Genomic DNA, 26,578 nt, shown 5'->3' on the forward strand with positions numbered 1-26,578 from the left:
TGAAGTATATAACGATGGGGTCTAATTAACTTTTCATAACAAAAACGCATGGATTAAGACCATGCGTCAGTTGTTAAAGTTTCCAAATCTCTCATAGCTTGAATGATTACTTCCGGTGTAATGGTTTCTTTCATAAAATGGATCATTTCATCCGGAGCAGCAGCCCGCTCAGCCACTTGTTGGTAATCTTTCTCAGTCAACGCAAGTGACATGTCTTGTAAATTAGTCGGCAGTCCTAATTGATGATAGAAGGGCAGCAGCTGTCGAATTTCTGAAACCTTCTGTTCAATCATCAATTGAACTAAGATACCATAAGCTACTTTATTTCCATGAAGCTGCTTATGAGAATCAGGTAAAACCGTTAAAGCGTCGTGGATAGAATGAGCACCAGAGGTTCGACCATATTCATCACCAAAACCGCCTACCATACCGGCTAATAAAATATTCGTTTCGATAATGTCGATAAACGCTTGATTCAATTGCTTTTCTTTCATAGCCTGCAATGCAGCACTGCTTTCAGCAAGCAGTATATCCCGACTTTTTTTGGCAGCAAATTCCGCTACTTGAATTTCAATCGGCTTAACTGCTAATTGTGAGATGATAGCATCAGATTCATACCATTTTGCTAAGGTATCACCAATCCCAGCCACCATCAGTTCATAGGGCGATTCCAATAAAACCTGTGGGTCAATCAAAACTAAATCCGTTGCCTTAGGGAAAATATCATACCGCAACATCACCCCTTCATGATTATAAACAACACTTAAGGGAGTGTAGGCAGCGCAGGTAGCAGCTAAAGTTGGTAAAATAACGACAGGTAAATTCAAACGATAAGCTGTAAGCTTGGTCAGATCAGCGACTTTTCCGCCACCAACTGCAATTAGTGCCTCAGCCTGATCCTCTTTCGCAAGTTTTGCAAAATGGTCAGCGGCTTCATCAGTGCAGTCCTTTCCATAATAATAGAAGGAAGTTTCGTAAGCTGACAAGTCCGGGAAATAGCCCTTTACTGCCTGCCAGGAAGTCTCTCCATGAATAATCATAACTTTTCTTAAATTTCTTCGTTCTAAATGTTTGGGCAAATCCTGCCAAGCTGCTGTTTTCAATTCATATTCTTGTGGGGCTCCACGTACAATCAAGTTTGTTGCCATAATATCCGCTTCTTTCGTCAAATTTTCATCTTTTTAGTATAAGCCTTTGTTCGTTTGAAGTCTATACTGCAATAATTCTAAGGTGCCGGTCAATTTTTATACATAATGAATATAAAAAAGGCTAAAAATATTAAAATATAGTTAAATATTCCTAGCTTTTTTCACTTCGTGGTATAATAATTTGTAGAAAAGGAGGCGTCAAAATGAAAAAAATGGTATTAAGCTTTTTGATGGTTGCTGGTTTTACTGTTTGTGTTGCTGGGTCTGTGCAAGCGGAAGAGATGCAATCACCTGCAGGTCCAGTTCCTATTGAAGAACCCTTTGTTGAACCAACTGAGGAACCCAGCGAAACTCCGGGGGAAGATCCAACTACTCCAGTAGAGGTTCCAGCTGGTAATCCTGTCTACAGAATGTACAATCCTAACTCTGGAGAACACCTTTACACTCCAAGCATGTTTGAATCAAGAACGTTATTTACTTTAGGCTGGCAAGACGAAGGAACGGCTTGGGTTTCACCTAATGAGTATGAAGATTTTTCAATTTACCGTGTATATAATCCTAATGCAGGAGATCACCACTATACAGTAGATGTAAACGAAAAAAATCATCTGATAAAAGCTGGCTGGCAAGATGATATGTTGTCATTCCCATCCGCAAATGATGATGGAATTCCAATTTATCGGTTGTATAATCCAAATGCAAAAGCCGGCGCCCACCATTTTACAGTAAATGGTGCCGAAAGAGATATGCTGGTAAGTGTTGGCTGGAAATATGAAGGAATCGGTTTCTATGCTCTACGCTGAATCGATTAAGTAAAAATTGATAGTTCACAATGAGAGCCTTATTGTATAAAAAGGCTCTCATTTTTTTATGCGTAGAAGTAAAAAAGAAACCCATTGTCTTACTCTCTAACTTGTGGTAGGATAAATCCATTAAAGGATGCATATTTATTCTTAAATCATAGCATATCATTATTATTATTCATTAATTAGGGAGCGGATAGAATGAAACAAAAAGCAACAGCCTTCTTAGCGATACTTATGTTACTGGCAAGTATTTTTCCATTTGTATCAGCACAAGCAGAAGAAACAGATCCGATTTATGAACGGATTCAACAAAGCGGGGAGCTAGTCGTTGGGTTGTCAGCAGACTACGGTCCTTATGAATTTCATGCAGAGGTTGACGGCAAGGATAAAATTGTCGGTTTTGATATCTCGATTGCAGAAAAAATCGCCAAGGACATGGGTGTAAAATTAAAAGTTGAAGAATTAGGTTTTGATGCTCTTTTAGGAGCCTTGAAAACTGGTAAAATCGATATGGTTATTTCAGGGATGTCGATTACGGAAGAACGTCTGAAGGAAGTAGATTTTTCTGACCCGTATTACATCGTAAAACAAAAGGTTTTAGTACGAAAAGATGATGCCAATAAGTTCAAATCAACAGCTGATTTTAATGGTGTACCTGTCGGTGCTCAAAAGCAAACAACACAAGAAGATCTGGCTAAGAATGAAATGACTGGATCAGAGGTTACTTCTTTACAAAAAGTACCCGATTTGATTAACAACCTGATTAACCAGAAAATTGATGCAGTAGTTTTAGAAGAACCGATTGCAGAGGCCTATGTGCAGCAAAGTGATAATGTAGCTATTGCTCCAGTTGAGTTTGAGCAAGGAGAAAAGGTTACGGCCATTGCGCTTTCGAAGAATACTCCTGTGTTGAAGCAGCACGTCAATGAATCTATTGCTGAGATTAATGACCAAAATTTGCTTGATGGCTATTTAAAAGACGCCAATAAATTAATGTTCCAGGAGGACCAAACCTTTTTCCAGAAGTACTTACCTTACTATCTAACGGGTGCTAAATACACTATTTTATTAGCTTTCGTGGGAGTATTATTTGGGATGATTGTCGGCAGCTTGTTGGCATTGATGAAATTAAGTAAAAACAAGATTCTACGCTTTTTAGCCATTGCCTATATTGAATATGTTCGTGGCACGCCACTGTTAGTTCAAATTTTTATTGTGTACTTTGGAACTGGCGTATTAGGCTTAGATTTATCCAAACTAGTTGCAGGTTGTATCGCTGTTTCATTAAATAGTGGAGCTTATGTTGCAGAAATTGTTCGGGCCGGAATTAATGCAGTGAATAAGGGGCAAACCGAAGCAGCACGCTCATTGGGAATGAATCAAAAAGAAGCAATGCGCTATATCGTCTTCCCTCAAGCGATTAAAAATATTTTACCAGCTTTAGGAAATGAATTTGTGACTATCATTAAGGAATCCTCGGTAGTATCTGTGATTGGGGTATCGGAATTGATTTTCCAAACTGGTGTGGTTCAAGGTGCCAGCTTTAAGCCATTCTTGCCTTATGTGATCGTCTCACTGATTTACTTTGTGATGACCTTCTGTATTTCACGTCTATTAGGACTGGCAGAAAGGAGACTAGGGGTTAATGATTAATGTAAAGAACTTAACTAAAACTTTTGGTGAGAATGAAGTATTGAAATCAATTAATTTAACTGTCAATACGGGAGAAGTAGTCGTAATTATCGGTCCTTCCGGCAGTGGGAAAAGCACTATTTTACGTTGTTTAAATTTATTAGAAACACCGACCTCTGGTGAAATTACGTTTGAAGGACAAAATATTACATCAGCGGATGTAAACATTGATCAATTACGACAGAAAATGGGGATGGTTTTCCAAAACTTCAACCTTTTTCCACATATGAGTGTTTTGGATAATTTAACAATCACACCGATTAAAGTTAAAAAGGAAGACCCGGAGCAGGCTAAGCAAAAAGCTCTATCACTGTTGGAGCAAGTTGGATTAAACGACAAAGCGAAGGCATACCCTTCTAGTTTATCCGGGGGACAGCAGCAGCGAGTGGCAATCGCTAGAGCGTTAGCCATGAATCCAGATGTCATGCTGTTTGACGAACCAACCTCAGCTCTTGACCCGGAGATGGTTGGAGAAGTGCTGAGTGTCATGCAGGATTTAGCTGAAAAAGGGATGACCATGGTAGTAGTGACCCACGAAATGGGTTTTGCGAAAGAGGTAGCTGATCGAGTAATTTTTATGGCGGATGGTGTGATCCAGGAAGAAGGTACACCAGAAGAAATTTTTGACCACCCGCAAAATATACGGACACAGGATTTCCTGAATAAAGTTTTATAGAAATAGGGGGAAGTAGGATGGATCAAACAAAATTAGCGCAACGTTTTCAACAACCGGCCGAAAATTTGTTGATGCAAATTGCTGTATTAGCTAAAGAAACAGAAGATATTATTGATTTATCAATTGGTGATCCGGATATCATTACCCATCAAACGATTATTGATGCAGCGTATCAGGATTTAAAGAATGGTGCGACTAAATATACTTCACCAGCTGGGAAAAAAGAATTTTTAGAAGCAATTGCTTCCTATTATAAGAAGAAATACGATCTATCATTTGAGACAAGTCAAATACGAGCAACAGTCGGGGCATTGCATGCCATGTACTTAGTGATGCAAGCCATTTTAGATCCAGGAGATGAAGTGGTTATTCATGAGCCTTTCTTCTCTCCTTATAAAGAGCAAGTGCTTTTAGCTGGAGGAACCCCAGTTTTAGTCCCTACCTATGAAGAAAATCAGTTTCAATTAGATGTGACGGATTTAAAAAAGGCAATTACAGAAAAAACTAAGGCGATCGTTATCAACTCTCCCAACAATCCAACGGGTGCCGTCTTCTCACCGGAAACTTTAAAAGAAATTGCAGAAGTGGCAATCACAAATGATTTATTCATTATCTCTGATGAAATTTATGAAGATTTCGCTTACAAAGAAATTTTTGTTCCTATGGCAAAGTTTGCACCAGACAATACTATTACTATTAGCGGATTGTCTAAAGGCTTTGCTATGACTGGTTGGCGGATTGGGTACATGATTGCTCCAGGTTTTGTTAACGACATTGCTGGATTAATTAATGAAAGTGTCACTTATTCGGCACCAACGGTTTCTCAACACGCAGGGATGTATGCTTTGGAGCATTATCAAGAAATTGTACCAGAAAATGTCGCTATTTTCCGTGAACGTTTAGAATACATTGAAAAACGTGTGACTCAAATTCCTTACTTGTCCTTATCACCAGTTGCGGGCAGTATGTATGCCTTCATTAATATCAGTCATAGTGGCTTGGGATCTGTGGAATTTGTAGAAACCGTGTTGGAAAAAAGTGGTGTACTATTTGTACCCGGAAAAGCCTTTGGGGAAACTGTGGGAGACCAATATATTCGTTTAGCTGCAACTCAACCAAAAGAATTATTGAAAGAAGCCTTTGACCGATTAGAAAAACTGACTTTTTGATGCAATCCTCGTAAAAGTGTGCAAGAATAAAGAGGAAGCACTTGGATATTCCCTTTAAACTAAAAGTGTCGGAGGAAACTATAAAAATGGAATGGTTAGATTGGTTTAACGACAGCATTGGTTATGTGGAGGAACAGTTAACCGAAACGATTGACTTAGACGAAGCAGCCCGCCTGGCAAAGTGCTCTACCTATCATTATCAGCGGATGTTTTCATACATCGCTGGTGTGACTTTAGGAGAATACATTCGTCGCAGAAAAATGAGCTTAGCTGGTGTGGATTTGCAGCAGGGGAAAAAGGTGATCGATGTAGCCATTAAATACGGCTATGAATCACCTACTTCATTTAATCGTGTTTTTAAGACTGTGCATGGAATTACTCCACAAGAAGCTAAGAAAGATGGGGCTAAGCTGACCAGTTATCCCATGTTGACCTTCGCAATTACAGTAAAAGGGGTGCACGCAGTGGAATATCAATTGGTTGAAAAAGAAGCGTTTTATGTTACTGGGGTAGGGCTGGAGCTTGGAAAAAGTATGGAAGAGAATCAACAAAAAATTCCAGCATTTTGGAATAAATTCTCGGCTTCAGGCAAGCTAGAGGAATTATTTCCAATAATGGATCCTACCAGTCCTGGAATATTGGGGATTAGTATGATGACTGATGCAGTGCAAGAGAAGTGGGAATATGTGATTGCTGTTGCTTCAAATGCGGTGCCGTCGGGGTTTAAGCAATATCAAGTTCCCGCAGCAAAATGGGCAATTTTCTCAGGAAGAGGTGCGATGCCGCATGCTATTCAAGAATTGGGCAAGCAGGTGTTCACCGAATGGTTGCCAACTTCAGGCTTTGAATACGCGGAACTACCAGATATGGAAGTCTATCTGGACAATAATCCGGCCGATGCCGAGTTTCAAATTTGGTTACCAGTAAGACTGAAAAGAAGTTAATGCAGAATCCAATGGCTGAATAAAGCTATTGGATTTTTCTCTTTTCTTAAAGCGTTTTCTCTTTCGCTTTGTCCCATGGTATAATAAAATGAATAAATAGCTGGTTTTTCATGAAATACGAAGTACTTTTATTAACAGCAAAAGAGATGTATTTCACAAACTTTTGGAAATTCGATTTTTTAAACATTTTTTTTGAAAAATGTAAAACAAATTGAATTATATCTCTTTTGTTATTTTTAATGAGGAGGACAGGCATGGCACGAAAGAAAGACAGTCAGATTACCAAGCAAGATCTTATGGATGCCGCATTCAAGAACTTTTATGAGGTAGGCTTCGAAAATACATCACTGGAAAAGATCTCAAGGGACGCTCATGTAAGCCGTGGCGCAGCCTACTGGCACTTCGCCAATAAGACAGAGCTTTTTTATCAGCTGGTTTTAGAAATTTTAAATGAAGTTCAGGCTGAAAAACAACTAATTATGGAAGATGAAGAATTAACCTTTAGAGAAAAGGTCGTTGAGGTGATTTTTGTTCCTTACAATAACAGTATGAACTTTAAATTTCTACAGCAGTCGCTAAAAACAATCGAACTTCATTCGGAATTTGAAGAGCTGCTGCAGGAAATTCGTGAATCCAAACATCGTTTATATCAATTTTTCTTAGAAGGATTAACTGAGGAGGGACTAAATCAAGCTGATTCTCAAGCGCTGGCTAGTCTATTTTATAACTACTTCGAAGGTATGTATGGTTCAGCTACTCCACAGGAAGTTAAAGATAATTACACTCTTTCAACCATCAGCCAAAATATTTCATTTATATTTAAAATGATTTAACTGCTAAAGTAACTTGTCCATCGTTAAATAATGGACAAGTTACTTTTTTCACGATGTTGACAGCGCTTCCAAACCTGAATATGATGAGGTTGTAAGAAACATACAACGATGTATGTTTAAATGAAAGAAGGGAGTTTTAAGGGCTATGACAATTGAAGAAATGGTAAAAAATGCACGTGCGGCAATGGAGGAAATCAGCGATTACGATCAAGCTCAAACAGACAAAATGCTTTCGGCAATCTCTAAGGCAGTTTTCGATCAAGCAGAACCTTTAGCAAAGTTGGCCATCGAAGAAACCCGTCTCGGACGTTTGGATCACAAAATCGGTAAAAACCAAGGCATGGCGACGAACATTTTTGGAGCTTTGAAGAATAAACCATCCGTCGGTGTTTTACGTGAAATCCCAGAAGAAGGATTAATTGAGGTTGGCCACCCAGTTGGGGTAATTGGGTCAGTGACACCAACGACTAATCCTACCATCACACCATTAGGAAACGGATTGATGGCACTTAAAGGGAAAAATGCCATGATTGTCTCACCACACCCTCGCTCGAAGAAAACCACTAAAGAAACGATCGAATTAATGCGTGAAGCTTTAGTTAGTGTTGGGGCTCCAAGAGACTTGCTGCAAGTAATTGAAGAACCTAGCATTGAAAAATCTCAGGAGTTAATGAAGTCCGTTGATTTAATTGTTGCGACTGGAGGCCCAGGCTTGGTTAAATCAGCTTATTCAAGCGGCAAACCAGCTTACGGTGTTGGTCCTGGTAACGTACAAGCTATTCTGGATCGAGATTTTGATGTGGATGCAGCAGCGGAATTAACAGTGATTGGGCGTTCCTTTGATAATGGAATTGTATGTGCTTGTCAGCAGAGCTTAATTTATCCAATGGAAAAAGAAGCAGAAGTTTTCAAAGCATTAGAGAGCAAACAAGCAGCGGTTATTACCGATGAGGGTGACTTGGCTAAATTGAGAGAAACAATCTTCCCAGAAGGCCGCGCAAACCCAGATATGATTGGTCAAGACCCAGACGTAATCGCAAAAGCAGCTGGTATTTCCATTCCAGATGGTTCGCAAATTATTGCTGTTCGAGTAGATAAAGTTGGTGAAGCAGAACTCTTCTGTAAAGAAAAAATGTTGCCCGTTTTAGCATTGAAAGGCTACGACACATTTGAAGAAGCAGTGGCTTATGCTAAAGAAAACCTTCTATTAGAAGGAGCTGGTCACTCAGCAGGAGTATTCACTCATACAAAAGAGCATATGGTTTATGCAGGTGAAAAGTTACCAGTCAGCAGGGTTGTAATTAATCAGCCAACTATTGACGCGGGTGGTTCACCAGCCAATGGCTTAAACCCAACAGTTTCCTTAGGCTGCGGTTCTTGGGGCAACAATATTATTTCCGAAAATTTAAATTATAAGCACTTGATTAATGTTTCTCGCGTTGCCATGCCTGTTGAACCGACAGATACCGGTTCCCCATGGGATTAAGGTGAGTTAAATGAAGAAATTTGATGAATTGTTAGCCAATTTCTCTAGTGATCAAAAGATTCGCATTGGTGTTGTAAATGCTAGTGATGAAGTAACCATTCAATCGGTCTTCAATCCAAAGGTTCAGAAATATCTTGATCCTGTTTTAATCGGGCCCAAAGCTACGATTGCAGATATCCTAGAAAAACTAGGATATTCTGCTACAGTTATCGATGCTGACGGAGAAGATGCCTGTGCCGAAAAAGGCGTTGAGCTTGTTAAAGAAGGGAAAATCGACTTTCTAATGAAGGGGCACATTCAAACACGTCCATTCTTAAAAGCGATTGTGAATAAGGAAAAAGGGATTGCCAAAAGTGGGTTATTAAGTCACATTGCTTTAAATGAAATTCCTGCTTACCATAAGCTGCTTCTTACAACTGATGGTGGTATGGTATTGGCACCGAGCAAAGAAGAAAAAAAGGTACTGATTAGGCATGGAATTGAAGTCATGAATAAAATCGGAGTTGAAAAACCAAAAGTTGGTTTGTTGGCAGCAGCAGAAGTTGTCAATCCAAAAGTGCCAGCCACGATTGAAGCACAAGAGATCATGGAAGAGTTTCAAAAAGAGGAACCAGATTCCTGCTTTATTGATGGACCCATTTCTTTAGACCTTTCGTTAAGCAAAGAAGTTGCTGAAATTAAGCACTATGACAGTCCAGTTGCTGGAGATGCCGATATTGTTGTAGGTCCAGACATTACCACAATGAATGTATTAGGGAAAAGCTTGACGATTTTAGCAGGTGCCAAAATGGCAGGAATTATTATGGGAGCTCAAGTTCCTATCGTGATGACTTCCCGCGGCTCCACTGAAGAAGAAAAAGCGTATTCCATATTAGTTGCAATGTATTGCAGTAAAGGGTGAGTAGATGAAAATCTTAGCAATTAATCCGGGTTCAACCTCCACCAAAGTTTCTTACTATGTAGATGGAGAAATCATTGAAGAACAAAGTATTTCTCATACTACCGAGGAACTCCAGCATTTCCAGCGGCCAATTGATCAAATTGATTTTCGCCGGGACATTCTTTTAAGCTTCATGGAAGAGAGAAAGATTGATCCGAAAGAACTGGATGCCGTGGTGGGACGAGGGGGTATTTTACCGCCTGTGTCAGCTGGAGCCTTTGAAGTAAATGAAGATATGATGCATTACTTGAAACACGTAACGACTGTAGAACATCCATCCAATTTAGGTGCCATTTTAGCGAACGAAATCAAGCTGAAGGGCAATGAGAAAACGATTGCATTGATTTATGATCCAGTTTCTGTCGACCAATTCGAGGATATTGCCAGAATTTCTGGACTAGAAGGAATTGAACGCAAAAGTATTGGCCATGCATTGAATATGCGTGCGGTTGCCATGAAGGTTGCACGGGAAGAGGGATTAGATTATAACGAAGCCACCCTGATTGTTGCCCATTTAGGTGGAGGTAATTCCATCAGTATTCATCATAAGGGACGCATGATTGACTCTATTTCTGATGATGAAGGGCCCTTCTCAACTGAACGGACCGGCGGCGTACCATTGAAGCATATCATTTCCTTATGCTATGAGAAAACCGAAAAAGAAATGATGCGGTTGTACAAGCGCGAGGGTGGACTAAAGTCTTATGCTGGAACAAGTGATGCTAGGGAGATTGAAGCACGAATAGCTGATGGGGACGAGGCACTAAAGGTTGTGTATGATGCTTTCATTTATCAGATAGCTAAAGGCATTGGCGGATTAGCGACAGTGACTAATGGCCAAGTGGATCGGATTATACTAACTGGCGGAGTTGCACATTCCAAGCTGGTAGTTAGTGAAGTAGAAAAAAGGGTAGGTTTTATTGCACCACTGGTGGAAGTTGCCGGTGAACATGAAATGATTGCCTTATCTAAAGGCGCAGAACGGGTCGCATTAGGTCAAGAAACAGCGCAACAATTCCGATATAATTAATGAGAGGAGCTCAACTCAATGAAAATCAAAGCAGCGTTAGTAAAAGAAAAAGGTGCACCATATGAAATTACTGAGGTGGAATTAGCCGATGTGGGTGCCAAAGATGTTTTAGTCAAAATAGTCGCTTCTGGGTTATGTCGCTCAGATTATGGTGAAAGAAATGGCAATAGTTTGGAATTTCCTAATATTTTAGGACACGAAGGCTCAGGAATTGTAGAACAAGTAGGTGACGCAGTGACTTCAGTTGAGGTTGGCGACCACGTTATTTTATCCTACGCTTATTGTGGAGAATGTAAACATTGTGCAGAAGGTCACCCATCTTCTTGTGATCGCTGGTTTGCAGTGAATAATATTGGTAAAAATCCACGAGGAGAATATGTGCTTCATACAGAAGACGGTCAGGAAGTGAATAACTTCTTTAACCAATCCTCATTTTCTACCTACAGTTTAACGGATGAATCAAATATCGTAAAAGTGTCGAAAGACGTTGACCTGCGTTTAGTGGGACCATTAGGTTGCGGATTAGGAACGGGAAGTGGTGCGATTCTTAGTGTTTTAAAACCAAAAGTAGGTGAAAGTGTAGCAATTTTCGGAACTGGTGCAGTAGGGTTTGCGGCAGTTATGGCGGCAAAAATTGCAGGTTGCTACCCAATTATTGCGATGGACATTAATGATGCTCGTTTGGATAAAGCGAAAGAATTAGGGGCTAGTCATACGTTCAACAGTAAGGACTCCAGTGCTCAAGATTACATTATGGAAGTAACTGGTGGATCCGGAGTGGACTATTCGATTGACACAACCGGTGTACCTCCAATTATGACGCAAGCGATGCATTCATTAACGAATTCAGGGACCTTTGTTCCGTTAGCTGTAACCAAAAATAATTTTGAAGTGAATACTTTCTTTGATTTAGTTTTTGGTAATAAAAAAATACGTGGTGTCCTAATTGGTGATACGATTGCTAAATTCCACTTGCCAAACTTGATTGAATTCTATAAACGTGGTGAGTTTCCATTTGATCAGTTTGTAAAATACTATGATTTTGAGGACATTAACCAAGCAGAAGCTGACTCATTAGGCGGAGATGTTATTAAAGCAGTTGTGGTGATGGATAAATCATATCAACCGCCAAGCTAGGAGGGTATTACATTGAAAAAGGGAGATATTATTTGGGCCCTGCTGTTTTTAATTGCACTGACATTGTTCCTTGTACCAAGTACGCGGGAAATGATTTTGAGTGCGAGTAATGCTCACCATTACATTAGCGGGTTTATCAAATTTGCGATCTTGGCTACGATGGGCGATGTTTTAGGAAAGCGAATTGTTTCAGGGGAGTATTTACTATCTTCAAAAACTGCATGGAGTGCATTGGTTTGGGGAATCATTGGCTGTATGGTTACTCTAGTGTTTCCTGTTTTTATGGGTGGTGCGGGTCAAGCCCAAGCAGGACATCTATTACCATTCTTTGAGGTACCTGTTGCACAGGCCATTTTTGGAAGTAGTATTATGAATTTGACGTTTGCTCCAGCAATGAATACATTTCATCGATTGGCGGATTTATGGATTGAGAGCAAGTATAATCGTGAAAATGTAACGTTCAAAGGGTTAATCAATAGGATTGATTGGGGAACCTTTGTCACCTTTAACTGGTTGAAAGTTGGTATTTTCTTTTGGATTCCAGTTCATTCGATTGTGTTCTTGTTGCCGGAAGATATTCGTGTAGCAGTGGCGGCATTTAGCTCCATCGCTTTAGGAATAATCTTGTCATTTGCCGCGAAAAAAGGCAGTGAGCCAGCAAAAATTACAGAAGAAGAAGAGCTTGCGTAAATAAAATACTCTCTGGGGAGAGAAAGGATAGACGGATCGTTAACAGCGAGCCGCCTATTTTTTTGTGAATTCAATTGACTGGTTGTTTTATGAAAAACAGACAGAGTTATCAGAAAATTTCAGCAATTCTCTTTACATTCTAATTTAAATGTGGGAACATATGGCATAAATTAAAATAAAATTAGAGTGGGTGAGCGAATGAGCGGTGTCATGATTTTGTTAGTTGCAATTATTTGTTTTATCGTCGCATATGTCGGCTATTCCAAATGGCTTGAGAAAAAATGGGGTATTGACCCTAAAGCAGTTACTCCAGCAATCAGATTGGAAGATGGTGAGGACTATGTTCCAGAACCGGCGTTTGTTGTATTCAGTCATCAATTTTCCTCGATTACTGGAGCAGGACCGGTTACTGGACCGATTATCGCCGCGATGTTTGGCTGGGTGCCAGCCTTCTTGTGGATTTTGTTTGGCGGTATTTTCTTTGGAGCTGTCCATGATTTTGGTGCGTTGTACGCTTCAGTAAAAAATGATGGCAAGTCAATTGGACTGATCATTGAAAAATACATTGGTAAGGTCGGAAAGAAACTATTCTTGTTGTTTTGCTGGCTGTTTGCTTTATTAGTCATTGCAGCCTTTGGTGATATTGTGGCGACTACTTTTAATGGCTTTACCCCTGAAGTTGCCGAAAGTGTAAACACTGCGAATGCTTCAGCAGCATCAATTTCTATGTTGTTTATTATCGCTGCGATTTTAGTGGGCTTTGTAATGAAGAAGGTTCACATGAAGGGTGCAGTGATGCATATATTCGGAATCGTTGTATTGTTAGGCACCTTAGCCTTAGGAATTGCTTTTCCAATTTTTGCGAGTAAGCAAACATGGTTGTTAATTGTATTTGCTTATTTATTCTTGGCGTCGGTTATGCCTATGTGGCTGTTGATGGCACCACGAGATTTTTTGAGTACCTATATGCTGTTAGGTATGATTATAGCGGCAGTATTGGGCTTGCTGGTAGAACATCCAGCGATGGATTTGAATGCTTTTAATGGTTTTGCGGTTGTAGATGCAACTGGTAATGTGAAATATTTGTTTCCAATGTTGTTTATTACTGTAGCCTGCGGAGCGGTTTCTGGGTTCCATAGTCTGGTTTCTTCAGGGACTTCTTCTAAGCAAGTTCGCAATGAAAAAGACATGCGTCCTATTAGTTTTGGGGCGATGATGTGTGAGTGTGTGTTAGCAGTTGTTGCTCTAGTTGTAGCAGGAGCAGTGGCACAGAATGGGCAATTACCACAAGGAACACCATTTCAAATTTTTTCTAGCTCAGTAGCGGGCTTTTTAACTAGGTTTGGTTTACCTGTTCAGGTCGCTCAGTGCTTTATGACTATGTGTGTTTCTGCCTTAGCTTTGACTTCATTAGACTCAGTGGCTCGAATTGGCCGCATGTCTTTACAGGAATTTTTCTCTGAAGAGGGCAAAGAAAAAGGACTTGCTAAGCTATTGACTAATAAATATATGGCAACAGTTGTAACTTTAGCTGCTGGATTTGTTTTAGCTTTAGGAGGATACAACAGTGTTTGGCCACTATTTGGCTCAGCCAATCAGTTATTGGCCGCAATGGTAATGATTGCAGTAGCTGTTTACATGAAAACCTCGAAAAAATCGGGTGTCATGTTCTATATTCCGATGGGGATTATGTTGGCTGTTACCTTCACGGCTTTAGGCATGTCGATTTATGGACTAGTAACTAAACTGGTAAATGCTACTCACTTCTTAGTTACTATTCCAGCAACCCCTGCGGCAGGTCAGTTTGTTTTCTTGTCAGATGGTTTGCAGCTGATTTTTGCTTTCTTATTGCTTGGATTAGGAATTATGGTGGCAACTAAATGTTTGCAGGCACTTTTCCAAACAGGTGAAAAGACGAAGAAAAAAGTCGTTACCGAATAAAAATGAAAGATCGTCTTAAAAGCCTGGCAACCAAGCAGGGAATTAAGACGATTTTTCTATTGTAAATCAGAAGAGACATTGTCAGACAAATGGTTTTCACGTATAGTAGAAAAAAAGGAGTGACAGGATGATTGAATTAATCGATGTAACCAAAATGTATGGAAAAAAAGCAGCTTTAAATAATTTGACGTTGTCAATTAAAAATGGTGAAATTTTTGGCTTTTTAGGCCACAATGGTGCTGGAAAATCTACGACTATTAAAAGTTTAGTTAGTATCATCGAACCCACTACTGGAACGATTCGTTTTGACGGTATGGATTTAAAAGAAAACCGGTTAGATATCAAGAAAAAAATTGCTTATGTTCCAGATACTCCGGATTTGTTTTTGCAGCTAACCGCTAACGAATACTGGGATTTGATTCGGGCAGCTTACGAATTGAGTGGTGAAGAAGCACGTTTACAAGAATTAATTGGACTGTTTGATATGCAAAGTCATGTGGATGAGACGTTAGAAAGCTTTTCCCATGGAATGCGGCAAAAAGCGATTATTATTGGTGCATTGCTACCAGATCCAGACATTTGGATCTTGGATGAACCATTGCAAGGATTGGATCCTCAGGCTGCATTTGATTTGAAGGAAATGATGAAACAGCATGCAGCTAAAGGGAAAACGGTCATTTTTTCTACTCATGTTTTAGATACTGCGCAGCAGCTTTGTGACGAATTAGCAATTCTTAAGAAAGGTGAATTGATCTATAATGGCTCGGTTGATGCGTTATTACAGGATTATCCAAATGAATCTTTAGAAAGTGTTTACTTGAAAATGGCCGGACGACAAGCCCAAGAGCAGGAGGCAGAGGTATGAAGCTTCAGCAATTAAAAGCGTTGATGCGAACGAATATCTTATATGTGAATCCTTCAGCAACCAATCAATCACGTAAAAAAGGGAAGACTGGGAAAAAACTGATTCGTGGAGTCTTAAGTTCTTATATTTTTTCAGGAATCATTTTTCTCGTTGTTTACGTAGGCATTATGTTCATGATTGATTTTTCTAAGTTTCCAGGTTATTTCACTTATTACATGGCACTATTCGGTTTGATTGGTTTTTCTCAAGCAATGTCAGCAATTTTCAATGTTTTTTTTGAGAGTCGTGATTTAGAAAATTATCTCTCGATGCCTTTTCGACAGGGAGAGGTTTTCTTATCGAAATTTTTAGTGGTGGGATTAACCATCGTACCTTTCTTGCTTCCTTTAGCGGTAGTGTTCTTTCTAGCTGCTTGGCGCAGTGGACAAATGATTCTAGTGGCAATTCTTTCCAGCTTGCTATTGTTTGTGGCGTTTGTCTTATTGCTGTTTGGCTTATGTAGCTTGTTTATTTTCGGCTTAACTCAAACGAAACTGTTCGCACGTCACAAAAAGACCTTTACCACTGGAATGCTGGTGCTGTCAATGGTCGTATCAATTGGTGGGATTTTACTAATTAATTTTTCTCAAACCAACACGAGCTACAGTGGCGAATTTGTTGATAAAACAGCCCTAGCACCTTTTATGCCGTTCTTTTATGCGGTTACTGCACCATTTTCAGCTGCAGGTTTGTTAAGTGTGCTGGGTCTCGTTGTTTGTTTAGTGATCATTTTCTTCATTTTAAGAAAATCTATTGTACCAAAATTGTATCAATCGGTTAATGATACCCCACAAGAGGGTAGAAATAAAAAACGGAAACGTAAAGAGAATCAGAATCTAGTTCAATTGATGCGAGGCTACAACATCCAGTTGATCAAAAACCCAAACTTAGTGATGCAGATGCTTTCATCTTCGTTAATCATGCCCATCGTGTTTTTTATCACGTTTATGACGACTGGCGATTTTTCTTTTAAAGGTCTGTCTTTACAATTTTTTGGTGTATTTTTTGTAGTCGGAATTTTTGTAGCAGGCATGACAATCAACCAGACCTCTTTTGTTAGCTCGATTATTTCTTTAGATCGGGAAAACTTTTTGTTTATCCGTTCATTGCCGTTATCTTTTAAAAGCTATATGCGGATTAAATTTTGGTTTGCCTGTACAGTACAAATCATCATCACAGGAGTAGTTGGATTATTGGCAGGACTGGTTTTTCGTTTGCCGTTTTTACTATTGTTATCCATGATGGCAGGGGTCATTCTAGGTACGATTTTAATTTCGCTGCATTTCTTTATTCGTGATTATCAGTTGTTGAATTTAACTTGGAACAATATCAGCGAGCTGTTCACTCGCGGAAGTGGAAATTTTGCCTTAGTTTTTTGGATTTTTGGTGTGATGATCTTGGGTGGTATTGTTATTGCTGCTTACGTGGCGGCAGTGATGTTCCAAATCAATCCATGGCTGTTAAACGGGGGCGTTTTCTTACTGATAGCAGTGATTAGCAGTTTGTATTTGAAAAATAAACAGACTTATTTTTGGAATAAGCTGTCAGATTAAGAAAAGGTGTAAGATAGCGGATAGTCTGTAGAGATATCTGCTATCTTTTTTATTGAGTTGAAGAATATTCTTGAAAAATATAGCTAGCTTTCTATTGAATTACCTTATTCGGTGGACCGCTTAAAAAGGGAAAACTGGATCAATTGGCAGAAGGCATCAGATTATAAAAAAAATTTAATGATAGTCATTACTCATTTGTGTAAACCTAATTTTTATTTTACATCTCCCTATGATATCAATATTTTGGTCACAATCAATTCTTCAAAGATTATTTATCTAAACATTTTAGGTGAAATATAGTAAAATAAGCAAATCAAGATGTTTTTAGTTATCTGAACGAATTTATTGATATGGAGGAGAAGAAAAAATGCCACGTGTAGGAGATAATATCTACTTAAGAAAGGATGGTCGTTGGGAAGCTCGTTTTGCGATTGCCAAAGACATAAACGGCGAAAAGAAATATCGCTCTGTTTATGGTGAGACAAGGGAGGAGGCGCTTGAGAATCGTTTAGTATCTATGTTGAAGCTTGAAGAAGATTTTAAACGAACCCATCGCTTTGTGGGAGACTTACCCAATCAGCCGTCACCATTAACGAAGGTTTATAGTTGTGAGAAATGGTTTATTCTTTTCCTAGTTGCTGAACGTCAAACGAAGAGTGAACGTACACTTGAAAAATATAGAATGCTTTTGGCCAGCTTTATTCTTCCTGCCTTTGGTGAAATGCCTATTAGTATGATTACACATGAGACAATCAAAGAAATGACTGAAGATATGTTTGCTGACAATCGAGGAAAGAAGCTTGCCCACGAGGCAGCCTGGTTAGTAAACAGAGGAATGGCGAAAGCAGTTCGAGAAGGGTTGCTACGGTATAACCCTTACACTTACATTGCTCGGCCGAACCAAAAGGAATTTTTTACTTATTTCTTAAAAGAGGGTGTGCTGACAGGGGTGCCAGAAAGCGATAGCTATCAACTAAAGGCTGCTTTATGCCTCATGCAGGAAACTAGACTCCAGTTAAGTAAAATTTTGTCTCTGCAGTGGAAAGACATAGATTTTGACCAGCGACTGATTTTGCTAAATAAAAATACATATCAAGATGTCGCTATTGAACCGGTAACGAAGCCTGATCTTAGTGAGCTTCCTTTAACGGAGTTCACTTATCAAATACTGAAGGAACTGAAGACAGCAGCAACTGGCAAGTTTGTTTTTAAAAAGGACAATAATCTGTGGACGGAGAGAAACATTAGTCATACTTACTTTGAAATGGACAGCCGGAATAGATAACTAGTACAGTTAAGCATGGTTGTAGAGATATTTTTTATAAGTCAGCAAAAATCCTCCGAATTGCTTTGGTAAATTTATCAGAAATACGTTTGAAACAATACTCCAAAAAAAGTGCCTAAAGCCTGTTAAGTCGACAAGCTTTAGGTACTTTCTTCTGTTTATCCTTCAGGATGTTCAAAATATTTGATTGCGTGCTTGAATACACTGATTACTCGTTTGTCGGACAATTCAACATCCATTCGTTTAGGATGAACAGCAATCAAAGTTCCTTCAATGACTTCACCATCTAATAAAGTAACGATGACGGGTTTTGGTAGACCTAGTTTCTTTGGATCGTGTGCATTTTCCATGTTTCCAATTGGTTGTTCTGACATAATTGAATCATTCCTTCCGAATTTACTTACCTCTATATACAGTAATAATACGAAAGAGAAAAAGTTACAAGAAATCTGCTTATTCAAAAAAATAGTTTCGTGAAAAATGGCTTCATTTTACGAAAAAACTCCTAACCACTCAGCTATTTTAGTATAATAGTAAAAATAAGGAGTGAGTGAATGACGAAACTATTTTTAGTAGAAGATGATCCTACGATCGTGAAGGTTGTACAGGAGCATTTACAGCAATGGGGTTACGAATGTAAAGCTCCTGAGAATTTTCAACAGGTAAGTCAGGAAGTGAAGCAGGCTAAACCGGATTTAATCGTTATGGATATTTCGTTGCCGTATTTTAACGGCTTTCACTGGTGTCAGGAAATTCGTAAGTTTTCCGAAGTTCCAATCATTTTCTTGTCTTCAGCGGAGGAAAAAATGAATCAGATTATGGCAATGTCAATGGGTGCTGATGATTTCATAGCGAAACCTTTTGATCTATCCTTGCTTGTAGCAAAAATTCAAGCGCTTTTAAGGCGAAGCTATGAGTACGGACATCAAGAAACAATTTATCAGCTGCAAGGTTTTCAATTTCATCCTACTGAAAATTTATTGAAAAATGAATTAACCACAGTTCCGGTTTCTCCAAATGAATCGCGAATTTTGCAACTATTGTGTCAGCATCGCGGACAAATCGTGCCCAGGGAGCAAATTATTGAGCTGTTGTGGCAAAATGATGAATTTATTGATAATAATACATTAGCGGTGAATATTACGCGTCTACGCAAAAAACTTGCAGCAGCTGGGTTAACTGATGTGATCCAAACAGTCAAAAATAAAGGCTATCTAATTGAGGAATAATGAATGAAAAAATTAATCGTTCCTTTCTTTTATGAAAGGCGGGTATTGTACTTACTTTATTTGTTAATTATTGGCTTGGCAGTATTTACCTTCTATCTATATAGTTTGCCTTTGCAAGCCTTTTGGGATAGCTTTCTGTTTACCGTCTTTCTGTTAGGCGTGTATAGTCTAGTATCCTTTTATCGATATGCGCGAAGACAAGCCCAATTAAAAATTCTAACCGAAAATCTAGTGCAATCAGAGGCAAAGGCACTTTTTCCGCGAGCAGATACTCAAGCTGAAGTGTACTATCAAGAAATCATTCGTCAGCTTTTGGCAGAAACCAATATAGAAAGATCAAAAGGTCAAAAAGCCAAGCAGGAAATATTCGATGACTTCGGTCTGTGGATGCATCAGATAAAGACACCGGTTGCTGCTTTAGACTTATTAATACAATCAGGTAACAGCAATCCTCAGCAAATGAAGGCGGAATTGTTCAAAGTAAACGAATATCTGCAGATGATGTTAAATTATTTGCGACAAAACCTGGATAATCAGGATTTGATGATTGAAGAATTGTCGATTGATACAGTCGTTAAGGAGGTTTTGCGGAAGTATGCCTTTTTCTTCTCCCAGAAAAATCTTCAGTTGGAATTGAAACAACTGGAAGGTGGAACCGTGCTATCCGACAAGAAGTGGTTGATTTTTATTTTGGAACAGCTTTTGTTTAATGCTATCAAATATACCATCGATGGAAAAATTACAATCAGTTTTATCGACAATCAGTTAATTATTCAGGATACTGGCATAGGGATTCGCTCAGAAGATCTACCACGTGTTTTCGAGAAGGGATATACTGGCTACAATGGCCGTGAACAGCAACGAGCAAGTGGGTTAGGACTGTATTTAAGTCGACAGATTGCTCAAAAAATTGGTTGTCGACTTGCCATTGAGTCTACAATTGGTCAAGGAACCACGGTTTCTATTTTCTTTCCTAAGAGAAGGCCTATGAACTAACCCAAACTTTCAGAACTGTAAGTTTGGGTTTCTTTTTGTAAGTGGTTCTGGAGGGCTATGAGCCATATGATAGAGGAGAGGAGGAGAGATTATGAATGAATTATTATATGTGAAAGATGTACGAAAGGTTTATCAAAGCCAAATGAATGGACTATCCGTTGAAGCACTCCGTTCCATCAATTTTAGTGTTGATTCAGGTGAATATGTAGCAATCATGGGAGAATCTGGTTCTGGTAAAAGTACGCTATTGAATCTAGTGGCAACACTGGACAAACCAACAGCAGGGACAATGACATTAAACGCGATGGATTTAACGAAAATTAAAGAAAAAAATGCTGCAGCTTTTCGTCGAGATCACTTAGGGTTTGTCTTTCAAGATTTCAATTTGTTAGATACTTTTTCAGCTCGAGACAACATCTTACTACCACTTGTATTATCACAAGTAAAGGTTGGAGAAATGGAAAAACGCTTAGCGCCAATAGCTAAATCATTAGGAATCTATCAGCTGTTAGAAAAATATCCTTATGAGCTTTCTGGCGGGCAAAAGCAGCGAGTCGCCGTCGCACGAGCAATTATTACCGAGCCAGAATTGTTGCTAGCTGATGAGCCAACAGGTGCGTTAGATTCAAAAACCTCGGATCAGCTGCTGCAAATTTTTCAACAAATCAATCAGAATGGGCAAACAATTTTGATGGTTACTCATAGTTCAATCGCTGCTAGCCATGCTGATCGTGTGCTCTTTATTAAAGATGGGCAGGTTTTTCATCAGTTGTATCGTGGACAACGGAAAAACTTTCAATTTTTAGAAACGATCAACGAAACTATGACAGCTCTGTTGTCAAAGGAGGGGTAACATGTTTTATATAAAGTTAGCCCTTAATAATTTGAGAAAAAACCATCGAGCCTACTTACCATTTCTGATCTCAATGATCTTTTTGGTGGCTGTGACTACCATGACACAAGTAATTGTAAACAATCCTGGGATGAGAAAGCTGCCGGACAGCTATAGTGCGATGATTATGTTCCGTTTGGGCAACATAATTCTGATGATTTTCTCGGTGATTTTCTCGATTTACACCAACAGCTTTTTATTAAAACAGCGCAAGAAAGAAATTGGCCTTTACAATGTTTTAGGTCTCGGAAAACGCGAATTATATTGTTTAATGTTTTGGGAAAATCTGTTGAGCTTTGTGATTGTTTTAATTTCCGGTATTATTAGTGGGATAATTTTTGGCAAACTAGGGTTTTTGATTTTAAAGAAAATGTTGGGTGTAGGCGAGGCTTTTGTTTTCCAGCTAACCTTTGATGGCTTAACAATAACTGTCGGTTTATTTGTACTCATTTTTCTATTTTTATTTCTAATCAACTGTTTGCAAATTCGACGGACCAACCCGATTGATTTATTACACAGCAGCAAATCGGGTGAAAAGGAACCTAAGAGTCGTTGGTTTCTTTCAATTCTAGGATTGATTTGTTTATTTACAGGTTACGCAATTGCTTTATTGATTGAATCACCAGTCGATGCGCTAATCTATTTTTTTATTGCAGTTATCTTAGTTATTGTAGGAACCTATAGTCTATTTATTTCCGGCAGTATCACTTTGCTTAAGAGTTTGAAGAAGCGAAAAAATTATTATTATAAACCGAATCATTTTATTTCGGTATCCAATATGATTTATCGTATGAAGCAAAATGCAGCAGGTTTAGCAAGTATTTGTATTTTATCCACTATGGTTTTGGTTACGATGGCAACAACGGGGAGTCTTTTTTTTGGTGGAAAAGATATGGTCGAGTCGCGGTACACGCATGATATCAGTGTGAGTGCCTCGGTTCCTACAGATCAGATGGAGCAGACGGCAAAGGATTTAGCTAAAGAACAAGGACTTACCTTGAAAAATTTTCAAGTCCTTCAAATTTCAGATTCAGTGGCCTTCATGCGTGAGGGAAAAGGAAATCAATTTGACTTAAAAATGAATTTGACGGTGGATGATATGACCAAAGCGGCAATTATTTCCTTTGTCACCTTACAGGAGTACAATCGTCTATCAAATGAGAATGTGCAGCTTGCGGAAAATGAGTTAGTTGTTTTCGCTGAAAGCGGCGACATCATCGGCAATCGACTCTCATTAGAGGGAGAAGACTTTAAGATAAAAAAAGTGATTGATGAATTTATTGGTATACGTAAGCAGAACAATCTAAGTGATGTTTTTCTAATTGTATTAAAGGACCAAGCAAAAATGGATCAGCTGATTGATCGTTTAGCCGTTGCTTCTGGCGATGAGCACTTAAGAATTCCAACATATTCTCTATCATTCGATATTGCTGCTTCAGAAAGCAAACGTTTAGACTTCGCTGCAACCTTGGCAAAGAAGTATTCCCAGCAATTTGATACGGAATCCTACCAACTTTCTTCCAAGGATGAGTATGCGCTTTCGAACAAAACGTTTTCTAGCGGATTCTTCTTTTTAGGAATGATTTTCGGGGTAACTTTTACTTTGGCTACTGCGTTAATTATCTACTATAAGCAAATATCAGAAGGTATGGATGACCAGTTAAGATTTGAAATCCTGCAAAAGGTAGGTATGAGTCATACAGATGTGAAGAAGGTCATTCAAAGCCAAGTGTTAGCAGTCTTTTTATTCCCCTTGGTTGTTGCGGTGATTCATTTAGCTTTTGCTTTTCCAATTATTCAGAAGCTGCTGATTCTGTTCGGTTTAATGAACTGGCATATTTTCCTAATTGTCACTATAGCAGTGGTACTCATTTTCGCCATTCTTTACTTCATTGTGTACCAATTAACTGCCCGCAGTTACTATCAAATCGTTGAACGAGAAACCTAAAGATAAAAAAGGAGAGCCCAGAGCTATTATAGCGATGGCGCTTCTTTTTTTTATTCCTTTTGATCGATCGACTCTATTGTTCACGTTCACTATGTCCTCACAACCATACCAATTTAATTGAAACATTTTTCAAAAAGATTAGTCAATGGAAGTATTTTGATGATGAAAGAATGTGAAAAAAATAAAATAAAAAGGGCAATTGTCTAAAATTATTCACTTTGATTACTCATTGAAAACCTTATCAAAAAGTTGCTCAGAAGATATTAGGATGAATCCGAAATTTTCCCATGTTTTTTCTGGCATTTAGATGGTTTTTTTTAAGGAACTATTCTATAAATTCTCATAATACAAGTTAAGATTTTGCACAAAAAAGTGAGATAATCATTTGCTATAACGTGGTTTCTTGTATTTCAAAGTCTTTGTGCAGAATTTAATAAAATATATCAATTATTATCTTATATATATATTTGTTATTTTATAATTTTCTATTTTCTGATTTAATTGATTCAAAACAATGAGAAAACGGCTTTTTTGTCTAAGAAAGCAATGAGCGCTATTCTTGCCGGACGTCTTTTTTCAGAGTAAAGTCTTATTTGGGAGCTCTTATTTTATTGTATTGTACTTGTTCAATCAATAACGAACTGGAACTTATTTTTCTACACAATATAATTAGCCGCCCAACTAAAAAACATTCGAAATGGAGTGATTGAAATGTCCAAAGCAGAAAAGGGCATGACACTGGGAGCACTGGTCCTGATGATCTTTACCTCAGTTTTCGGCTTTGCCAATGGACCAGTCGCCTTTTACTTGATGGGCTATGGATCAATCGTCTTCTATGTCGTTGCAGCGATTTTATTCTTTATTCCGTTTGCATTGATGATGGCAGAGTTTGGTTCAACTATTAAAGGCGAGAACAGTGGAATGTACAAATGGTTGGAAGTCAGCGTAGGACCACGGTTCGCTTTCATTGGAACATTTATGTGGTTTGCCTCTTACGTTGTTTGGATGGTATCGACTTCTTCCAAAGTATGGATTCCATTTACTACAGCATTTGCTGGCAGTGATCAGACCCAAAAATTAGGAATGTTCGGATTAAACTCTACCCAAATGGTGGGTTTACTCGCATGTCTATGGATGGTTATTGTAACTGTGGTATCCATTAAAGGGGTCAAAGGTATTGTAAAAATCACCAGTCTTGGTGGAATTGCCGTAACAAGCTTGAACGTTGTATTAATTATTATTTCTGGCATTATTTTGGTGATCAAAGGAGGCCAATTGGCACAACCTTTTGACCACATTTTACACTCTCCAAATCCTAGCTACCAAAGTCCGATCGGATTGCTCGGTTTTGCGGTATTTGCGATCTTCGCATATGGTGGGATCGAAGCGGTTGGGGGCATGGTTGATAAAACCCAAAATCCAGAAAAAACTTTCCCTAAAGGGGTTGTATTTTCAGCTTTAGTTATTTCAGTTGGTTATGCGCTAGGTATCTTCTTGTGGGGAGTAAGTACAAACTGGGATGCTGTTCTTTCAGGGGACTCAACGAACCTAGGTAACATCAGTTATGTTATGATGAATAACTTGGGTGTTGAATTTGGTAATGCTTTGGGCATGAGCCAATCTGCGGCAATCAGTTTAGGTAATTGGTTCGCTCGTTATACTGGTTTGGGTATGTTCTTGGCATACAGTGGTGCCTTCTTTACTTTGACTTACTCACCATTAAAAACCTTGATCATGGGTACGCCAAAGAAACTATGGCCTAAAAAATTTACTGAATTGAACAACAACGGAATGCCGTCTTATGCGATGTGGGCACAATGTGCGATAGTTGTTGCGATTATCTTGATTGCGTCATTTGCCACACCAGATCCATCAGCGTTCTATAATATTCTAACCTTGATGGCAAACGTATCAATGACCTTGCCATACTTGTTCTTGATTTATGCGTTTCCCAAGTTCAAGCAGAAAAATATGCCTCAAACCTTTGAAGTATATAAAACAAAAAGCATGACAATGGTTGTCAGTGTAGTTGTTTTCTTACTAGTATTAGGTGCAAATATTTTTACGATTTTTCAACCAATTATTGAAGGCGCCGGCGTGCGTGACACCTTGTGGATGATCGCCGGGCCAATCGGCTTTACTATTGTTGGGATGCTTCTCTATTCCAACTACACTCGACGTGAAAAAGAATAGATTACGAATCAGCAGTTAAATCTGCCATTTCTTAATATAAAGGGCACAGGAGCAATCCTGTGCCTTCTTTTCGTCCAATTCTATTCTTCCCAAAAATCTGCAATCTCTTCTAAAATTTCTTCTGACGGTAAAATAGTTGCTTCAACAATTGTTTTACCGGTCTTCTTCAAGTAGTGTTCAATCATGTAATATCCACAAGCATAGCCTGCGCAAAAAGGTAAGCCAACTGGGAAATAATTGTTCATCTTAGCGATCTCATCACCATAAAGATAAGCGGTTAAATTATCCATACCAGAAACATCCATTGCATCTTTAATTAAAGGTTTAATGTAATCGTTTAGGGTTTCCATATCAACTTTACTAACCCAAGGTCCGAGTTTTTCTTTGCCATAAATGGAGGTGGCATAGTTTTCGGCTAAGCCTTCACTAACCATCATTTCAGCCAAAGTAATATCATCCCGCCACTCAACAAACTGGAAGCGAACGTTGTGATTGCACTCATGGGCTAAGGCAGCAGGCATCCGGTCCAAGGTGAAGCTGTTGGGATTAATTGCTCCCCAAATATATCCAGGAATCCCACCATCACCAGAATAGCCATCACTTAGAATGGTGTAGGGACTTTGCGGATCAGCCAGCATAATCGTATAAAGATATTCCTGCACTGGTAAAGTAATTTTGGCTTCTTCAAAACGTCCCAATCCATCTTCAATCGCTTCCTGACAGGTTTGCCAAAAGGAATCTTGTGAGAGTAAGGAAACATTTTCCTTTTGACTCTCATCAATTTTTTCAGCAGCTATATATCCAAGCATAGTGCTGGCCATGATGACATCATAACCGTTCTCTTGCTTTGCTTTGAGGGGAATACGATAAATTTCCAGTTTCTTTTCAAAAGGTTTCATCAGTTCGTAACGATAAATGTCGTTGCGCTTTTCTACGGAGGCTGCGATCATCTTTTGATAGACGTGATCGGCCCGAACACATTGAATCTTCATTTGTTTCATCTCCATTTCTATAGTTTTACTATATCTGTTGACGTTGCGTGAAGGTCAAGGGATTTTTTTAGCAAATTATTGCAAAATAATCTTT

Annotated in this window: 23 protein-coding genes; 20 read left to right on the plus strand and 3 right to left on the minus strand. The window is 38.8% G+C overall.

Annotation, left to right across the window (positions count from 1 at the left end):
• Positions 1-53: 53 nt before the first annotated feature.
• Positions 54-1,148 (minus strand): iron-containing alcohol dehydrogenase family protein, encoded by a 1,095-nt coding sequence (locus IGI46_RS24285; protein ID WP_429974450.1) that lies wholly within the window; start codon positions 1,146-1,148, stop codon positions 54-56.
• 203 nt (positions 1,149-1,351) lie between these two features.
• On the opposite strand from IGI46_RS24285, the gene IGI46_RS24290 reads away from it, so the two are divergent.
• From IGI46_RS24290 to IGI46_RS24360, 15 genes are all read left to right on the plus strand, one after another.
• Entirely contained in the window at positions 1,352-1,951 is a 600-nt protein-coding gene (locus tag IGI46_RS24290) for a hypothetical protein (RefSeq protein ID WP_429965333.1), read from the plus strand.
• Between the two features lie 201 nt (positions 1,952-2,152).
• On the plus strand, positions 2,153-3,607 hold the full coding sequence (locus tag IGI46_RS24295; protein WP_429965332.1) for an ABC transporter substrate-binding protein/permease: 1,455 nt from the start codon (positions 2,153-2,155) through the stop codon (positions 3,605-3,607).
• Positions 3,600-4,322 carry an amino acid ABC transporter ATP-binding protein gene (locus tag IGI46_RS24300; protein ID WP_207704945.1) on the plus strand — a complete coding sequence of 241 codons (723 nt, stop codon included), beginning with the start codon at positions 3,600-3,602 and terminating at the stop codon, positions 4,320-4,322. Before IGI46_RS24295 ends, IGI46_RS24300 begins: the two co-directional genes overlap by 8 nt.
• A gap of 17 nt (positions 4,323-4,339) precedes the next feature.
• Positions 4,340-5,491, plus strand: coding sequence for a pyridoxal phosphate-dependent aminotransferase (locus IGI46_RS24305; protein ID WP_429965331.1), 1,152 nt, complete (start codon positions 4,340-4,342; stop codon positions 5,489-5,491).
• An 86-nt stretch (positions 5,492-5,577) separates the two neighbouring features.
• Positions 5,578-6,435 carry an AraC family transcriptional regulator gene (locus IGI46_RS24310; RefSeq protein ID WP_429965330.1) on the plus strand — a complete coding sequence of 286 codons (858 nt, stop codon included), beginning with the start codon at positions 5,578-5,580 and terminating at the stop codon, positions 6,433-6,435.
• 254 nt (positions 6,436-6,689) lie between these two features.
• Entirely contained in the window at positions 6,690-7,268 is a 579-nt protein-coding gene (locus IGI46_RS24315) for a TetR/AcrR family transcriptional regulator (RefSeq protein ID WP_207704942.1), read from the plus strand.
• A 145-nt stretch (positions 7,269-7,413) separates the two neighbouring features.
• Positions 7,414-8,754 (plus strand): aldehyde dehydrogenase family protein, encoded by a 1,341-nt coding sequence (locus IGI46_RS24320; RefSeq protein WP_429974451.1) that lies wholly within the window; start codon positions 7,414-7,416, stop codon positions 8,752-8,754.
• Between the two features lie 10 nt (positions 8,755-8,764).
• A complete protein-coding gene (locus IGI46_RS24325; protein WP_429965328.1) occupies positions 8,765-9,655 on the plus strand; it encodes a phosphate acyltransferase in 891 nt (296 codons plus the stop codon).
• Between the two features lie 4 nt (positions 9,656-9,659).
• Positions 9,660-10,724 (plus strand): butyrate kinase, encoded by a 1,065-nt coding sequence (buk, locus tag IGI46_RS24330; protein WP_429965327.1) that lies wholly within the window; start codon positions 9,660-9,662, stop codon positions 10,722-10,724.
• Between the two features lie 18 nt (positions 10,725-10,742).
• A complete protein-coding gene (locus IGI46_RS24335; protein WP_429965326.1) occupies positions 10,743-11,861 on the plus strand; it encodes an NAD(P)-dependent alcohol dehydrogenase in 1,119 nt (372 codons plus the stop codon).
• A 12-nt stretch (positions 11,862-11,873) separates the two neighbouring features.
• On the plus strand, positions 11,874-12,551 hold the full coding sequence (locus tag IGI46_RS24340) for a hypothetical protein (RefSeq protein ID WP_429965325.1): 678 nt from the start codon (positions 11,874-11,876) through the stop codon (positions 12,549-12,551).
• Positions 12,552-12,749: 198 nt separating this feature from the next.
• Positions 12,750-14,492, plus strand: a complete 1,743-nt coding sequence (locus tag IGI46_RS24345) for a carbon starvation CstA family protein (RefSeq protein WP_429965324.1) — start codon at positions 12,750-12,752, stop codon at positions 14,490-14,492.
• A gap of 127 nt (positions 14,493-14,619) precedes the next feature.
• Positions 14,620-15,357 carry an ABC transporter ATP-binding protein gene (locus IGI46_RS24350; protein ID WP_207704935.1) on the plus strand — a complete coding sequence of 246 codons (738 nt, stop codon included), beginning with the start codon at positions 14,620-14,622 and terminating at the stop codon, positions 15,355-15,357.
• The gene (locus tag IGI46_RS24355) at positions 15,354-16,949 is read left to right on the plus strand and encodes an ABC transporter (protein WP_429974452.1); all 1,596 of its coding nucleotides are present in this window, start codon (positions 15,354-15,356) and stop codon (positions 16,947-16,949) included. Before IGI46_RS24350 ends, IGI46_RS24355 begins: the two co-directional genes overlap by 4 nt.
• Before the next feature lie 367 nt (positions 16,950-17,316).
• A complete protein-coding gene (locus IGI46_RS24360; RefSeq protein WP_429965322.1) occupies positions 17,317-18,234 on the plus strand; it encodes a tyrosine-type recombinase/integrase in 918 nt (305 codons plus the stop codon).
• A 158-nt stretch (positions 18,235-18,392) separates the two neighbouring features.
• On the opposite strand, the gene IGI46_RS24365 is transcribed toward IGI46_RS24360, so the two are convergent.
• Positions 18,393-18,608, minus strand: coding sequence for a hypothetical protein (locus tag IGI46_RS24365; protein WP_207704932.1), 216 nt, complete (start codon positions 18,606-18,608; stop codon positions 18,393-18,395).
• Between the two features lie 180 nt (positions 18,609-18,788).
• On the opposite strand from IGI46_RS24365, the gene IGI46_RS24370 reads away from it, so the two are divergent.
• From IGI46_RS24370 to yjeM, 5 genes are all read left to right on the plus strand, one after another.
• Complete coding sequence (locus IGI46_RS24370; RefSeq protein WP_429965321.1) at positions 18,789-19,463, plus strand: response regulator transcription factor; 675 nt, start codon at positions 18,789-18,791, stop codon at positions 19,461-19,463.
• A 3-nt stretch (positions 19,464-19,466) separates the two neighbouring features.
• Positions 19,467-20,459: a sensor histidine kinase gene (locus IGI46_RS24375; RefSeq protein WP_207704930.1), complete on the plus strand. Its 993-nt coding sequence runs from the start codon at positions 19,467-19,469 to the stop codon at positions 20,457-20,459.
• A 91-nt stretch (positions 20,460-20,550) separates the two neighbouring features.
• Positions 20,551-21,312, plus strand: a complete 762-nt coding sequence (locus tag IGI46_RS24380; RefSeq protein ID WP_207704929.1) for an ABC transporter ATP-binding protein — start codon at positions 20,551-20,553, stop codon at positions 21,310-21,312.
• Position 21,313: 1 nt separating this feature from the next.
• A complete protein-coding gene (locus IGI46_RS24385) occupies positions 21,314-23,299 on the plus strand; it encodes an ABC transporter permease (RefSeq protein ID WP_429965320.1) in 1,986 nt (661 codons plus the stop codon).
• A 711-nt stretch (positions 23,300-24,010) separates the two neighbouring features.
• Positions 24,011-25,492, plus strand: a complete 1,482-nt coding sequence (yjeM, locus tag IGI46_RS24390) for a glutamate/gamma-aminobutyrate family transporter YjeM (RefSeq protein WP_207704927.1) — start codon at positions 24,011-24,013, stop codon at positions 25,490-25,492.
• A gap of 80 nt (positions 25,493-25,572) precedes the next feature.
• Here yjeM and IGI46_RS24395 read toward each other — a convergent pair whose 3' ends face one another.
• Positions 25,573-26,484: a DUF2268 domain-containing protein gene (locus IGI46_RS24395; protein ID WP_429965319.1), complete on the minus strand. Its 912-nt coding sequence runs from the start codon at positions 26,482-26,484 to the stop codon at positions 25,573-25,575.
• Positions 26,485-26,578 lie beyond the last annotated feature (94 nt).

This window comes from Enterococcus sp. AZ163, from assembly GCF_050498925.1.
In the GTDB taxonomy this organism is placed as follows: Bacteria; Bacillota; Bacilli; order Lactobacillales; family Enterococcaceae; genus Enterococcus_A; species Enterococcus_A ferrettii.

Bases quoted from the DNA above. Each gene is read 5' to 3' on its own strand.
- IGI46_RS24285 (WP_429974450.1), bottom strand. From the start codon at position 1,148: ATGGCAACAAACTTGATTGTACGTGGAGCCCCACAAGAATATGAATTG.
- IGI46_RS24290 (WP_429965333.1), top strand. From the start codon at position 1,352: ATGAAAAAAATGGTATTAAGCTTTTTGATGGTTGCTGGTTTTACTGTT.
- IGI46_RS24295 (WP_429965332.1), top strand. From the start codon at position 2,153: ATGAAACAAAAAGCAACAGCCTTCTTAGCGATACTTATGTTACTGGCA.
- IGI46_RS24300 (WP_207704945.1), top strand. From the start codon at position 3,600: ATGATTAATGTAAAGAACTTAACTAAAACTTTTGGTGAGAATGAAGTA.
- IGI46_RS24305 (WP_429965331.1), top strand. From the start codon at position 4,340: ATGGATCAAACAAAATTAGCGCAACGTTTTCAACAACCGGCCGAAAAT.
- IGI46_RS24310 (WP_429965330.1), top strand. From the start codon at position 5,578: ATGGAATGGTTAGATTGGTTTAACGACAGCATTGGTTATGTGGAGGAA.
- IGI46_RS24315 (WP_207704942.1), top strand. From the start codon at position 6,690: ATGGCACGAAAGAAAGACAGTCAGATTACCAAGCAAGATCTTATGGAT.
- IGI46_RS24320 (WP_429974451.1), top strand. From the start codon at position 7,414: ATGACAATTGAAGAAATGGTAAAAAATGCACGTGCGGCAATGGAGGAA.
- IGI46_RS24325 (WP_429965328.1), top strand. From the start codon at position 8,765: ATGAAGAAATTTGATGAATTGTTAGCCAATTTCTCTAGTGATCAAAAG.
- buk (WP_429965327.1), top strand. From the start codon at position 9,660: ATGAAAATCTTAGCAATTAATCCGGGTTCAACCTCCACCAAAGTTTCT.
- IGI46_RS24335 (WP_429965326.1), top strand. From the start codon at position 10,743: ATGAAAATCAAAGCAGCGTTAGTAAAAGAAAAAGGTGCACCATATGAA.
- IGI46_RS24345 (WP_429965324.1), top strand. From the start codon at position 12,750: ATGAGCGGTGTCATGATTTTGTTAGTTGCAATTATTTGTTTTATCGTC.
- IGI46_RS24350 (WP_207704935.1), top strand. From the start codon at position 14,620: ATGATTGAATTAATCGATGTAACCAAAATGTATGGAAAAAAAGCAGCT.
- IGI46_RS24355 (WP_429974452.1), top strand. From the start codon at position 15,354: ATGAAGCTTCAGCAATTAAAAGCGTTGATGCGAACGAATATCTTATAT.
- IGI46_RS24360 (WP_429965322.1), top strand. From the start codon at position 17,317: ATGCCACGTGTAGGAGATAATATCTACTTAAGAAAGGATGGTCGTTGG.
- IGI46_RS24365 (WP_207704932.1), bottom strand. From the start codon at position 18,608: ATGTCAGAACAACCAATTGGAAACATGGAAAATGCACACGATCCAAAG.
- IGI46_RS24370 (WP_429965321.1), top strand. From the start codon at position 18,789: ATGACGAAACTATTTTTAGTAGAAGATGATCCTACGATCGTGAAGGTT.
- IGI46_RS24375 (WP_207704930.1), top strand. From the start codon at position 19,467: ATGAAAAAATTAATCGTTCCTTTCTTTTATGAAAGGCGGGTATTGTAC.
- IGI46_RS24380 (WP_207704929.1), top strand. From the start codon at position 20,551: ATGAATGAATTATTATATGTGAAAGATGTACGAAAGGTTTATCAAAGC.
- IGI46_RS24385 (WP_429965320.1), top strand. From the start codon at position 21,314: ATGTTTTATATAAAGTTAGCCCTTAATAATTTGAGAAAAAACCATCGA.
- yjeM (WP_207704927.1), top strand. From the start codon at position 24,011: ATGTCCAAAGCAGAAAAGGGCATGACACTGGGAGCACTGGTCCTGATG.
- IGI46_RS24395 (WP_429965319.1), bottom strand. From the start codon at position 26,484: ATGAAGATTCAATGTGTTCGGGCCGATCACGTCTATCAAAAGATGATC.